Here is a 12,963-nt window from a genome sequence, read left to right as displayed (position 1 = left end):
CGCGGTGGAATTCGACGTGACCATCGAGATCCTCAAGGGCCAGCGGAACAAATACGAGATCGACCACGAGACCGGACGGGTGCGTCTGGACCGCTACCTGTACACCGCGATGGGCTACCCGACCGACTACGGCTACATCGAGGACACCCTCGGCGAGGACGGCGACCCGCTGGACGCCATGGTGCTGTTGCCGCAGTCGGTGTTTCCCGGGGTGATCGTGGAGGCCCGCCCGGTGGGCATGTTTCGGATGACCGACGAAAAGGGCGGCGACGACAAGGTTTTGTGCGTGCCGGCCGGCGACCACCGCTGGGACCACATCCAGGACATCGGCGACGTGCCCGAGTTCGAGCTGGACGTGATCAAGCACTTCTTCGTGCACTACAAGGACCTGGAGCCGGGCAAGTTCGTCAAGGCGGCGGACTGGGTCGGCCGTGCGGAGGCCGAGGCCGAGATTCAGCGCTCGGTGGACCGGTTCAAGGCCGAGGGGCACTAGCCCGATGGTGGCGACCCGCCGCGCCCGGCTTCGCCGCGCTTGCGATCGCCACTAGCCCGATGGTGGCGACCCGCCGCGCCCCGCTTCGCCGCGCTTGCGATCGCCACTAGCCCGATGGTGGCGACCCGCCGCGCCCCGCTTCGCCGCGCTTGCGATCGCCACTAGCCCGATGGTGGCGACCCGCCGCGCCCCGCTTCGCCGCGCTTGCGATCGCCACTAGCTCGCCCGCGCCCTGCGCCGGTTGCGCAGCAGGCTCCAGCCCAGCGCCGCCCCGATGAAGACCACACCCACCGAGGCGGTGACCGCTTCGGGGACCTGCAGGCCGGGGTCGATGGATCCCAACATGATCACGGCCAGCGCGCCGATCGCCCAGTGCGCGCCGTGTTCGAGGTAGACGTACCGGTCCAGGGTTTCCTGCTTGACCAGGTAGATGGTGATGGACCGCACGAACATCGAGCCGATCAACCCGAGCCCCAGCGCGATGACGATCGGGTCCGAGGTGATCGCGAAGGCGCCGGTGACCCCGTCGAACGAGAACGCGGCGTCGAGCACCTCCAGATAGAGGAACAGGGTGAAACCCGCCCTGCCGACCGCCTCGCCGACCGTCATGCCCTCGACGTTGGCCGGCCGGAACGCGCGGCTCAACCCGTTGACCACCAGGTAGGTCACCAGGCCCAGCACCCCGGCGGTCAACACCGTGGCACGCTCGTCGGCCGAATGCGTCAACCGCGAGCCGACGAGCACCAGCGTGGCGCCGGCCACCACCACCGACACCTGGCCGAGTCGCCCGATGCGGGCGAACGGAACCTCAATCCACTTGAGCCACTTGATATCTCGGTCGTGGAAGACGAAATCCAGGAACAGCATCAACAGGAACATCCCACCGAAGGCCGCGATCTGCGGATGGGCGGACAGGATCATCTTCTCGTAGCTCGGCGAGCCGTCCGCGAACTCCAGCGCGCCGTTCGGCGGCGGATGCAGCGCCAGTTCCATCGCCCGCACGGGACCGATCCCCGCGGTCGCCCACACGATGACCAACGGGAACAACAAACGCATCCCGAACACGGCGATGACGATCCCGACGGTCAAGAACATCTGCCGCCAAAACGGGCTCATCCGCTTCAGGATCGCGGCGTTGATGATGGCGTTGTCGAACGACAGCGACACCTCGAGGACGGCCAACACCAGCAGCAGGAAGAGATCCTCGAGGCCACCGTGGGCGTACCCCAGCACGAGGGCCACCACGGTGAGCAACAGCGAAACACCGAAGACGCGGTAGGCGGCCATGGGTCCTTTCCGACAGCGGCTCACATTAGCGAACCCGAGCGCCGCGCCGGGCGAGCGGTGCGGACACTTACTATTTTCAAATTGTGGCGATACATCGGTGCGGTCCGCTGAAAGCGCTGCCCCGATGACCGAAATCAGCGCCTCGCAGGGGCCGGTGGCGCGCGGCAGCATGGCCCGCGTCGGCACCGCCACCGCCGTGACCGCCCTGTGCGGCTACGGCGTGATCTACCTGGCGGCCCGCGACCTCGCGCCCAGCGGCTTCTCGGTGTTCGGGGTCTTCTGGGGGGCCTTCGGGTTGGTCAGCGGCGCCGCCTTCGGGCTGCTCCAAGAGACCACCCGCGAGGTCCGCGCGTGCGCCTACCTCGACGTCGCGCCGACCAAGCGCACCCACCCGCTGCGGGTCGGCGCGCTGCTCGGGGTCGCCGCGGCCGTCGTGATCGCGGGGACCGCGCCGCTGTGGAGCGGTCGGGTTTTCGTCGAGGAGCGCTGGTTGTCGGTGGCGCTGCTGTGCGCGGGGCTGGCCGGCTTCTGCGTGCACACCACGCTGCTGGGCATGCTGGCCGGCATCAATCAGTGGACCCAGTACGGGGCGCTGATGGTGACCGACGCGGTCATCCGCGTCGCGATCGCGGCGGCCACCGTGGTGCTGGGCTGGCATCTGACCGGCTTCCTGTGGGCGACGGTCGGCGGCGCGATCGCCTGGCTGATCCTGCTGGTGGCCTCGCCGGCCACCCGCGCGGCCGCGCGGCTGCTCACCCCGGGCGGCACCGCGACCTTCCTGCGGGGCGCGGCGCATTCGATCACCGCGGCCGGCGCCAGCGCCATCCTGGTGATGGGTTTTCCCGTGCTGCTGAAGCTCACCAGCGCCGAGCTGGGCGCCGAGGGCGGGGTGATCATCCTGGCCGTCACGTTGACCCGCGCGCCGCTGCTGGTGCCACTGACGGCCATGCAGGGCAACCTGATTGCGCATTTCGTCGACGAGCGCAGCGACCGGGTGCGCGCGCTGATCGCCCCGGCCGGCATCGTCGCGGGCATCGGCGCGGTCGGGGTGCTGGCCGCGGGCGCCGTGGGCCCGTGGCTGTTGCGATTCGCCTTCGGGCCGCAGTACCACGCCAGCAGCGCCCTGCTGGCGTGGTTGACCGCGGCCGCGGTGGCGATCGCCATGCTGACGCTGACCGGCGCCGCCGCGGTGGCCGCCGCGCTGCACCGCGCCTACTCGCTGGGCTGGGTCGGCGCCACGGTCGCGTCGGGTTTGCTGCTGTTGCTGCCGCTGTCCCTGCAGACCCGCACCGTGGTCGGATTGCTGTGCGGGCCGCTGGTGGGCATCGGTGTCCATCTGGTGGCGCTGTCGCGCGCCGGACGCGCAACGGGCTGATCTGGCCTGCACCAGCGTGTACCTTGTGGGCTTAGATGGGTACGGAAACGCAATATTCGGTCGTCTGGGTCGTCATTCCCGCCTTCAACGAAGCAGCTGTCATCGCCGAGGTGATAGCCGACGTGCGCTCGGTATTCGACCACGTCGTCTGCGTGGACGACGGCAGCGCCGACGGCACCGGTGAGATCGCCCGGCGCGCGGGCGCTCACCTGGTTCGCCATCCCATCAACCTCGGGCAGGGGGCGGCCATCCAGACCGGCGTCGAGTACGCCCGCAAGCAGCCCGGGGCCGAGGTTTTCGCCACGTTCGACGCCGACGGCCAGCATCGCGTCAAAGACCTCGCCGCCATGGTCGACCGGCTGCGCGTCGGGGACGTCGACGTGGTCATCGGGACCCGGTTCGGCACCCAGCAGGTCGCGCGGCCGCCGCTGCTGAAACGGATCGTGCTGCAGACGGCAGCGCGGTTGAGCCGGCGCGGTCGCCGGCTCGGGCTGACCGACACCAACAACGGCCTCCGGGTGTTCAACAAGAAGGTCGCCGACGGGCTGGACATCACGATGAGCGGCATGAGCCACGCCAACGAGTTCATCATGCTGATCGACGAAAACCATTGGCGCGTCGCCGAAGAACCGGTCGAGGTGCTCTACACCGAATACTCGAAGTCGAAGGGGCAGCCGCTGCTCAACGGCGTCAACATCATCTTCGACGGGTTCCTGCGAGGGAGGACACCATGAACTGGATCCAGGTGCTGCTGATCGGATCGATCGTCGCGCTGCTGGTCTATCTGCTGCGGTCGCGCCGCAACGCGCGGTCCCGGGCCTGGGTCAAGGTCGGCTATGTGGTGTTCGTGCTGGCCGGCATCTACGCCGTGCTGCGGCCCGACGACACCACCGTCGTGGCGCAGTGGTTCGGGGTGCGCCGCGGCACCGACCTGATGCTCTACGCGCTGGTCATGGCCTTCTGTTTCACCACGCTCAGCACCTACATGCGGTTCAAGGACTTGGAGTTGCGCTACGCGCGGCTGGCCCGGGCGATCGCGTTGGATTCCGCGCAGGCGCCCGAGGCTAGCTAGCCGGCGTGCGTCCGCCGGAAGTAATCCACCGTGCGGCGCACACCCTCGGTCAGCTCGACCTTCGGTCGCCAACCCAAAACCTCTGCGGCCGAACCGATGTCGAGGCAGGATCGCTTGAGGTCACCGAGCCTGGGCGGCGCGAACTCCGGGTCGTCGGGCCCCCCGACGGCCGCGGCCACCGCCGTATGCAGTTGCCGGTCCGAGGTTTCGACGCCGGTGCCGATGTTGAAACGCTGCCCGCCGCCGGCGTCCCCGGACGCCTTGACGAACGCGTCCACCACGTCGTCGACGAAAACGTAGTCGCGAGTGTTGCCGCCGTCACCGAAAACCTTGGTGGACTTACCCGATAGCAGCGCCTGGGCGAAGATCGCCACCACGCCGGCCTCCCCGTGCGGGTCCTGGCGGGGGCCGTAGACGTTGGCCGGCGCGATGTGTGAGCAGTCCAGACCGTAGAGGTGGCGGAAGGTGTTCAGGTAGATCTCGCCGGCCACCTTCCCGGCGGCATACGGCGAAGCCGGATCGGTCGGCACCGTCTCGGGCGTCGGGTACCGCGGCGGGACGCCGTAGATCGAGCCGCCCGAGGACGTGTGCACGACCTTGCGCACCCCCGCCCGGCGCGCGGCCTCGGCCAGGCGCACCGTGCCGATCACGTTGACCGACGCGTCGAACTGCGGGTCGGCCACCGAGTGCCGCACGTCGATCTGGGCGGCGAGGTGAAACACCACCTCCGGGCGGTGCTCGTCGAGGATGGCCTCCAAATCCGCGGTCACGATGTCCGCCTCGACGAAGACGTGTGCCGGGTTGTCGGCCAGGTGCTCGAGGTTGCTCGCGCGGCCGGACGCGAAGTTGTCCAGCCCCACGACCGTGTGGCCGTCGGCCAACAGGCGGTCGACTAGCGTCGAGCCGATGAATCCGGCTGCCCCGGTAACCAGTGCACGCACCGGCCCACCATACATAGCGGCGGCGGCCGCGGCGCTCATCGCGGTGCAGCTGGCGGTCCGCGCGGCGCTGGCGTTCGGGGGCTATTTCTATTGGGACGACCTGATTCTGATCGGCAAGGCCGGCACGCATAACCTGCTCGCGCCGTCGTACCTGTTCCACGATCACGACGGCCACGTCATGCCGGCGGCGTTCCTGCTCGCGGGCACCATCATCCGGCTGGCGCCGCTGGACTGGACCTGGTCGGCGGTCAGCCTCGTGGCGCTGCAGCTGCTGGCGTCGCTGGCGTTGCTGCGCGCGCTGCACGCCATCTTGGGCTGGCGCCCGGTGTTGCTGATCCCGTTGACGTTCGCGTTGTTCACCCCGCTCGGCGTGCCCGGGTTCGCCTGGTGGGCGGCGGCGCTGAACTCGCTGCCGATGCTGGCGGCGCTGGCCTGGGTGTGCGCCGACGCCGTCCTGTTGGTGCGCACCGGCAACCGGCGCTACGCGGTGACCGGGGTGCTCGTCTACCTCGGCGGGCTGCTGTTCTTCGAAAAGGCCGCAGTGATCCCGTTCGTCGCGTTCGCGGTCGCCGCGCTGCTGCGCCACGTGACCGGTGACGGGGGGCTGGGATCGGCGCTGGCGGCGGTGTGGCGGGCCGGCGCGCGGTTATGGGTCGCGGCGCTGGCGCTCACCGCCGCCTGGGTGGTGCTCTACCTGGCCGTAGTCAATCAGCGGCGGTGGAGTTCCGACCTGTCGATGACGGGGCGGCTGCTGGCGCGATCGATCACACACGGCATCGTGCCGGGGCTGGCCGGCGGCCCCTGGCACTGGGACCGGTGGGCGCCGGCCTCGCCCTGGGCCACGCCCCCGCCGTCGGTGATGGCGCTCGGCTGGGTGGCGCTGGGCGGTGCGCTGGCGGTGTCGCTGGCGCGCAAGCGGCGCATCGGGCCGGTGTGGGCGACCGCCGCCGGCTACGCCGTGGCCTGCCAGGTGCCCATCTATCTGATGCGCTCGTCGAAGCAGACCGCGCTGGAACTCGCTCAGACGCTGCGGTATTTCCCGGATCTCGTCGTCGTGCTGGCGCTGCTGGCCGCCGTCGCGCTGTGCGCCCCGAACCGCCCGGCCGGCCCGGGCTGGCTCGACGCGTCGTCGAAACGCGCCGTGGTAACCGCGGGTTTGGCGGCGTTGTTCACGGTCAGCAGCCTGTACTCGACGGCCACGTTCTTGACCAGCTGGCGCGACAACCCGGCCCAGCCCTATCTGCAGAACGCCCAGGCGTCGCTGGCCGCCGCCCATGCCGCCTCCGACGCGCCGCTGCTGGACCAGGAGGTCGATCCGCTGGTGCTGCAACGGGTGGCCGCACCGGAGAACCTGGCCAGCCACATGTTCGCCCTGCTGCGGGACAGGCCCGAATTCGCGCCCGCCACAACGCAATTGCGCATGCTGGACAGCTCCGGCCACCTGATCAAGGCGCGGGTGACCTGGGTCCGCACCATCACGCCGGGACCGATGCCGCGATGCGGCTATTTCGCGCAACCGGACAAACCCGCGCGCCTGGCCCTCGACGGGCCGCTGTTGCCCGCCGACTGGACCGTCGAGCTGAACTACCTGGCCAACAGCGACGGGTCGATGACGCTGTCGATGACGCAGGGGCCCGAGGTCAAAGTGCCGGTGCATCCCGGACTCAACCGGGTCTTCGCGCGCCTGCCGGGCGCCGGGGACGCGATCACCGTGCGGGCCAACACCGCCGCGCTGGCGTTGTGCATCGCGTCGGGTCCGGTGGGTTTTCTGGCCCCGGCCTGACCGGGAAGAAATGGAGCCGCCTAGGAGAATCGAACTCCTGACCTATTCATTACGAGTGAATCGCTCTACCGACTGAGCTAAGGCGGCTGGTGCCCACACGCCGGGCGGCACGAGTCTACGGCAGGCGGGCGGGCACCACGAAATCAGTCGCGAGGTTCCTGGGCGCGCAGTTGCTGGCCGATCGTGGCGACCATGGCGTCGACGGCGAACTTCGGCTTGACGTTGATCGCCAGCGCCTCGCGGCACTCGAGAACCGCCTCGATGCAGCGCAGCAGCCGGTCGGGCGGGGCATGCGCGGCCAGCGCCGCGACCTTCTCGGCCATGTCCGGATGGTTGGCCCGCACCGCCCCGCCGTTCGCGGCGGCCAGGAGCGCATCCCGGAAATAGGTCGCCAGGTCGATCAGCGCCCGGTCCAGCGCGTCGCGCGAGGCCCGCGTCTGGCGCGACTTCTGCCGCCGCTCAAGGTCTTTGATCGCCCCGGCCGCGCCGCGCATCGCGCCCGCGGTGCCCTTGCCGGTGCCGCCGGCGCCGAGGGCCGTGCGCAGCTCCTCGGTCTCGGCCTCGGCACGGTCCGCGGTCAGCACCACCGCCTCGGCCTCGGCCGCGGCCACCAACTCCTCGGCGGCGGCGTAGGCCCGCGACGGGGTCGCGGCGTCGCGCACCAATCCCAGCGCCCGCTCCCGGCGCGCGCGGGCCTCCGGGTCGGTGGCCAGCCGGCGCGCCCGGCCCACGTGGCCGCCGCTGACCGACGCCGCCCAGTCCGCGGTTTCGGGACTCAGGCCGTCGCTGTCCACCAGCACCCGGGCGATCGCCTCGGTCGACGGCGTCACCAAAGCCACGTGCCGGCACCGCGACCGCAGCGTGATGGCGATGTCCTCGGGATCCACCGACGGCGCGCACAGCAGGAACACCGTTGACGGCGGCGGCTCCTCGACGACCTTCAGCAGCGCGTTGGCGGCGCCCTCGGTCAACCGGTCGGCGTCTTCGATCACCACGATCTGGCGATGCCCGGTGGCCGGGCGCCGCGACGCGATCTGCACGATCGCGCGCATCTCGTCGACGCCGATGGACAGGCCCTCGGGGATCACCCGGCGCACGTCGGAGTGCGTGCCGGCCATGGTCGTCGTGCACGCGTGGCAGCGCCCGCAGCCCGGGCCCCCGTCTTCGACGGTGGAGGTGCATTGCAGCGCGGCCGCGAAGCACAGCGCGGCCACCGAGCGCCCCGAGCCCGGCGGACCGGTGATCAGCCAGGCATGTGTCATAGTCCCGGCGCCCGCCTCGCTGTGGGCTGGGTCACCGCGGGAGGCTCTGGCGGCGGCGAGCAGCTCGGCCGTCACCGCGTCTTGGCCTACCAGCCGCGCAAACACCCCGGACATCATCGGTAACAGTAGACAGCCAGGCCGACAGATACCGATCGGCTACCGTACCGCGACCATTCCGTGATCTTTGCGGTCGTCGGGGCCCCCCGCGCGACCTGCCGAGATCGTTATTAAGTTTCCGGGACGTCGCCGCCGCCCGATACGGTGGGTTGGTGACTACGGCGGCGGCACTACCGGGGCGGATCAGCGCATTCGTCCGGTGGGTGGTGCGCACCCCTTGGCCGCTGTTCGCGCTGAGCATGTTGCAGGCCGACATCATCGGCGCGCTGTTCGTGCTCGGCTTCCTGCGCTACGGGTTGCCGCCGCAGGATCGCATCGAATTGCAGGACCTGCCGACGCTCAACCTGGCGATCTTCTCGAGCTCGTTGGTCGTCCTGTTCCTCGTCGGCGTCGTGGTCAACCTCAAGCTGCTGATGCCGGTCTTCCGCTGGCAGCGCCGCGACAACATGCTCGCCGAGACCGATCCGGTCGCCACCGAACTCGCCCGCAGCCGCGCGCTGCGGATGCCGTACTACCGCACCCTGAGCACGGTCGCGTACTGGTGCATCGGCGGCGTGGTGTTCATCGTGGCCAGCTGGTCGGTGGCCAAGTTCGCGGCGCCCGTCGTCTCGGTCGCCACCGCGCTGGGCGCCGCGGCCACCGCGATCATCGGCTACCTGCAATCCGAACGGGTGTTGCGGCCGGTCGCGGTCGCCGCCCTGCGCAGCGGGGTCCCGGAGAACGTCAAGGCGCCCGGCGTCATCCTGCGCCAGATCCTGACCTGGATGCTGTCCACGGCGGTGCCGCTGATGGCGATCGTGCTGGCCGTGGTGGCGGACAAGGCTTCGCTGCTGCACGCCGCACCGGAGAGCCTGTTCAACCCCATCCTGTTGCTGGCGCTGACCGCGCTGGGCGTCGGGCTGATCAGCACCCTGCTGGTGGCCATGTCGATCGCCGACCCGCTGCGCCAGCTGCGCTGGGCCTTGAGCGAGGTGCAGCGCGGAAACTACAACGCGCACATGCAGATCTACGACGCCAGCGAGCTCGGCCTGCTGCAGGCGGGCTTCAACGACATGGTGCGCGACCTGTCCGAGCGGCAGCGGCTGCGCGACCTGTTCGGCCGCTACGTCGGGGAGGACGTCGCCCGCCGCGCGCTGGAGCGCGGCACCGAGCTGGGTGGGCAGGAGCGCGACGTCGCGGTGCTGTTCGTGGACCTGGTCGGCTCCACCCAGCTGGCCTCCACCCGTCCGCCCGCCGAGGTGGTCCACCTGCTCAACGAGTTCTTCCGGGTAGTGGTGGAAACCGTTGGCCGCCACGGCGGTTTCGTCAACAAGTTCCAGGGCGACGCCGCGCTGGCCATCTTCGGCGCGCCGATCGAGCACCCCGACTCACCGGGCGGGGCGCTGGCCGCCGCCCGGGAATTGCACGACGAGCTGCTCCCGGTGATCGGTTCGGCGGAGTTCGGCATCGGGGTGTCATCCGGGCGGGCCATCGCCGGCCACATCGGCGCGCAGGCCCGCTTCGAGTACACCGTGATCGGCGACCCGGTCAACGAGGCCGCCCGGCTGACCGAGCTGGCCAAGCTCGAGCCCGGCCACGTGCTCGCGTCGGCGATCGCCGTCAGCGGCGCGCTGGATGCCGAGGCCCTGTGCTGGGATGTCGGCGAGGTGGTCGAGCTGCGCGGCCGCAGGGCGCCCACCCAGCTGGCCCGGCCGGTGAAGCTGGCCGCCCCGGAAGAGGTTGCGCCGCAAGAGGTTTCCAGCGACGCGCGCGGCTAACTGCGCTTGGCGGTCTTCTTGGCAGCCGACTTCTTGGCCGGTGACTTGCGGGCGGCCTTCTTGGCGGGACGCTTCGCCGGGCCGCGGGCCCTGCGGTCGGCCAGCAGTTCGGCGGCCCGCGCGTCGGTGATCGACAGCACGTCGTCGCCCTTGCGCAGGCTCGCGTTGGTCTCGCCGTCGGTGACGTACGGCCCGAACCGGCCGTCCTTGATCACCATCGGCTTGCCGGTCGCGGGATCGGCGCCCAGCTCACGCAGCGGCGGCGCGGCGGCGCCCTGGCGGCCGCGACGCTTGGGCTCGGCGTAGATCTTCAACGCTTCCTCGAGGGTGATGTCGAACATCTGCTCCTCGGTGGCCAGCGAGCGAGAATCGGTGCCGCGCTTCAGGTATGGGCCGTAGCGGCCGTTCTGCGCGGTGATCTCCTCGCCGGATTCGGGGTCGACACCGACCACCCGGGGCAGCGACAGCAGCCGCAGCGCGTCCTCGAGCGTGACCGTCTGCAAATCCATGGTGCGCAGCAGCGACCCGGTGCGGGGTTTGGGACCGGTGGGCTTCTTGCCCTTCTTCGCGGGTGTGGCGCCGCCGTCGTCGTCGCCGGGTGGCGGCTCCGGCAGGACCTCGGCCACGTACGGGCCGTATCTGCCGTCCTTGGCGACGATTTCGTGGCCCGTCGCCGGGTCCACGCCCAGCACCCGTCCCTCCTGCGGCGTGGCGAACAGCTGCTCGGCCAGCTCGAGGGTCAATTCGTCGGGGGTCAGCGAGTCGTTGAGGTTGGCCCGCTGCGGCGTGCGCTCGCCGTCGTCTCCGGTCACCATGCGCTCCAGGTACGGCCCGTTCTTGCCCACCCGGACGTAGACGGGACGGCCCTGCTCGTCGTCAAAGAGCTTGATGGAGTTGACTTCTCGGGCGTCGATGCCTTCCAGGTTAACGCCGACGAGCTTCTTCAGGCCGCCGGACCGGGCCACCGAATCGGCCACCCCGTGCTCGCCGCCGAAGTAGAAGTTGTTGAGCCAGTCGGTGCGCCGCTCCTGGCCCGAGGCGATCGCGTCGAGCTCGTCCTCCATCGCGGCGGTGAAGTCGTAGTCGACCAGCCGGCCGAAATGCTGCTCCAGCAAACCGGTTACGGCGAACGCGACCCAGGAGGGCACCAGGGCGCTGCCCTTCTTGTGCACGTAGCCACGGTCCTGGATGGTCTTGATGATCGACGAATAGGTCGACGGGCGGCCGATGCCCAGTTCCTCGAGCGCCTTGACCAACGACGCCTCGGTGTAGCGGGCCGGCGGGTTGGTGGCGTGGCCGTCGGGCGTGAGTTCGATGGCGTCCAGCCGCTGGCCCTGGGTGAGCTGCGGCAGCCGGCTCTCGGCGTCGTCGGCCTCGCCGCCGGCCAACTCGTCCACCGTCTCCACGTAGGCCTTCAGGAAGCCGGGGAACGTGATGGTGCGACCGCTGGCGGAGAACACCACTTGACGCTCGCCGGAGCGGCCCCCGATCCGCAGGCTCAGCGTGGTGCCGCGCGCGTCGGCCATCTGCGAGGCCACCGTGCGTTGCCAGATCAGCTCGTAGAGCCGGAATTCGTCGCCGTCGAGTTCGCGTCGCACCGCGTCCGGGGTGGCGAACGTCTCGCCGGCGGGCCGGATCGCCTCGTGCGCCTCCTGGGCGTTCTTCACCTTGCGGGTGTACTGGCGTGGGGACGGCGAGACGTACTCCTCGCCGTAGAGCTGACGCGCCTGGTTGCGGGCGGCGTTGATCGCCGACTGCGACAACGTGGTCGAGTCGGTACGCATATAGGTGATGTAGCCGTTTTCGTAGAGCCGCTGGGCGATGCTCATGGTGCGCTCGGAGGAGAACCGCAGCTTGCGGCCGGCCTCCTGCTGCAGCGTCGACGTCATGAACGGCGCGTACGGCCGGCGCGTGTAGGGCTTCTCCTCGACCGAGGCGACGGACAGCTGGGCGCCGCGCAGCCCGGCGGCCAACTCGGTCGCGCTTGCTTCGTCGAGGATGGTGACCTCGTCGGCCTTGCGCAGCTGTCCTAGCGAGTCGAAGTCGCGTCCGGTGGCGACGCGCAGGCCGTCGACATTGGTCAGCCGGGCGGAGAAGGTGGGCGGCGACGCCTGCGGGTCGGACACGCTGGCGTCGAGCTGGGCCACGATGTCCCAGTAGGACGCGCTGCGAAACGCCATGCGGTCGCGCTCGCGCTGCACGATGATCCGGGTGGCCACCGACTGGACCCGGCCCGCCGACAGCTTGGGCGCGACCTTCTTCCACAGCACCGGGCTGACCTCGTAGCCGTACAGGCGGTCCAGGATGCGGCGGGTCTCCTGCGCGTCGACGAGATCGATGTCGAGGTCGCGGGGGTTTTCGGCGGCCTCCAGGATCGCCGGCTCGGTGATCTCGTGGAACACCATCCGCTTGACCGGGATGTTGGGCTTGAGGGTCTCCAGCAGGTGCCAGGCGATGGCTTCGCCCTCGCGGTCGCCATCCGTGGCGAGATAGAGCTCGTCGACGTCCTTGAGCAGGCCCTTGAGCTCGGTGACGGTGCTCTTCTTCTCCGGGCTGATGATGTAGAGCGGTTCGAAGTCGTGGTCGACGTTCACGCCCAGCCTGGCCCACGGCTCCGACTTGTACTTGGCGGGCACGTCGGCGGCGGCCCGGGGCAGGTCGCGGATGTGGCCGCGCGACGACTCGACGATGTAGCTGGAGCCCAGGTACCCGGCCAGTTTGCGCGCCTTGGTGGGCGACTCGACAATCACGAGTCGCCGGCGGCTTCCGTTGCCGCCGCCGGCGCTGTCCTTCAGTTTCGGGTCAGCCAACTGCCCTTACGCTCCATCCCTGATTGGTCCCCCCTGCGAGACCACCTGCAGGAAGAATGACAGGTC

General features: G+C 70.0%; 10 protein-coding genes and 1 tRNA gene. 6 read left to right on the top strand and 5 right to left on the bottom strand.

Going from position 1 to position 12,963, the window contains the following annotated elements:
* Positions 1–4: 4 nt before the first annotated feature.
* Complete coding sequence (locus tag OCQ_RS02240; RefSeq protein ID WP_008263447.1) at positions 5–493, top strand: inorganic diphosphatase; 489 nt, start codon at positions 5–7, stop codon at positions 491–493.
* 216 nt (positions 494–709) lie between these two features.
* Here the strand turns inward: OCQ_RS02240 and OCQ_RS02235 are convergent, their stop codons facing one another.
* Positions 710–1,780: a DUF475 domain-containing protein gene (locus OCQ_RS02235; RefSeq protein WP_009953618.1), complete on the bottom strand. Its 1,071-nt coding sequence runs from the start codon at positions 1,778–1,780 to the stop codon at positions 710–712.
* Positions 1,781–1,904: 124 nt separating this feature from the next.
* Between OCQ_RS02235 and OCQ_RS02230 the strand changes: the two genes are divergently transcribed.
* From OCQ_RS02230 to OCQ_RS02220, 3 genes are read left to right on the top strand one after another with little or no spacing between them, the layout of a single operon-like run.
* Positions 1,905–3,155: a hypothetical protein gene (locus OCQ_RS02230; RefSeq protein WP_014378966.1), complete on the top strand. Its 1,251-nt coding sequence runs from the start codon at positions 1,905–1,907 to the stop codon at positions 3,153–3,155.
* A gap of 35 nt (positions 3,156–3,190) precedes the next feature.
* Complete coding sequence (locus tag OCQ_RS02225; protein ID WP_009953617.1) at positions 3,191–3,889, top strand: glycosyltransferase family 2 protein; 699 nt, start codon at positions 3,191–3,193, stop codon at positions 3,887–3,889.
* Positions 3,886–4,227: a DUF2304 domain-containing protein gene (locus OCQ_RS02220; RefSeq protein ID WP_009953616.1), complete on the top strand. Its 342-nt coding sequence runs from the start codon at positions 3,886–3,888 to the stop codon at positions 4,225–4,227. Before OCQ_RS02225 ends, OCQ_RS02220 begins: the two co-directional genes overlap by 4 nt.
* On the opposite strand, the gene OCQ_RS02215 is transcribed toward OCQ_RS02220, so the two are convergent.
* Positions 4,224–5,168, bottom strand: a complete 945-nt coding sequence (locus tag OCQ_RS02215) for an NAD-dependent epimerase/dehydratase family protein (protein WP_014710838.1) — start codon at positions 5,166–5,168, stop codon at positions 4,224–4,226. The two genes, OCQ_RS02220 and OCQ_RS02215, sit on opposite strands and share 4 nt — an antisense overlap.
* On the opposite strand from OCQ_RS02215, the gene OCQ_RS02210 reads away from it, so the two are divergent.
* On the top strand, positions 5,134–6,951 hold the full coding sequence (locus OCQ_RS02210) for a hypothetical protein (protein ID WP_232065630.1): 1,818 nt from the start codon (positions 5,134–5,136) through the stop codon (positions 6,949–6,951). The two genes, OCQ_RS02215 and OCQ_RS02210, sit on opposite strands and share 35 nt — an antisense overlap.
* Before the next feature lie 11 nt (positions 6,952–6,962).
* On the opposite strand, the gene OCQ_RS02205 is transcribed toward OCQ_RS02210, so the two are convergent.
* A tRNA-Thr gene (locus OCQ_RS02205) sits at positions 6,963–7,038 on the bottom strand.
* Between the two features lie 56 nt (positions 7,039–7,094).
* Entirely contained in the window at positions 7,095–8,327 is a 1,233-nt protein-coding gene (locus OCQ_RS02200; protein ID WP_085981096.1) for a DNA polymerase III subunit delta', read from the bottom strand.
* Positions 8,328–8,425: 98 nt separating this feature from the next.
* On the opposite strand from OCQ_RS02200, the gene OCQ_RS02195 reads away from it, so the two are divergent.
* Positions 8,426–10,087: an adenylate/guanylate cyclase domain-containing protein gene (locus tag OCQ_RS02195; RefSeq protein WP_085976420.1), complete on the top strand. Its 1,662-nt coding sequence runs from the start codon at positions 8,426–8,428 to the stop codon at positions 10,085–10,087.
* Here OCQ_RS02195 and topA read toward each other — a convergent pair.
* Complete coding sequence (gene topA / locus OCQ_RS02190; RefSeq protein WP_014383732.1) at positions 10,084–12,897, bottom strand: type I DNA topoisomerase; 2,814 nt, start codon at positions 12,895–12,897, stop codon at positions 10,084–10,086. The genes OCQ_RS02195 and topA overlap by 4 nt on opposite strands.
* Positions 12,898–12,963 lie beyond the last annotated feature (66 nt).

Origin of the sequence: Mycobacterium paraintracellulare (genome assembly GCF_000276825.1) — a bacterium.
Taxonomy (GTDB): domain Bacteria; phylum Actinomycetota; class Actinomycetes; order Mycobacteriales; family Mycobacteriaceae; genus Mycobacterium; species Mycobacterium intracellulare.
Note: the sequence above shows the minus strand (reverse complement) of the source record. Positions and strands in the feature narration are given on the sequence as shown.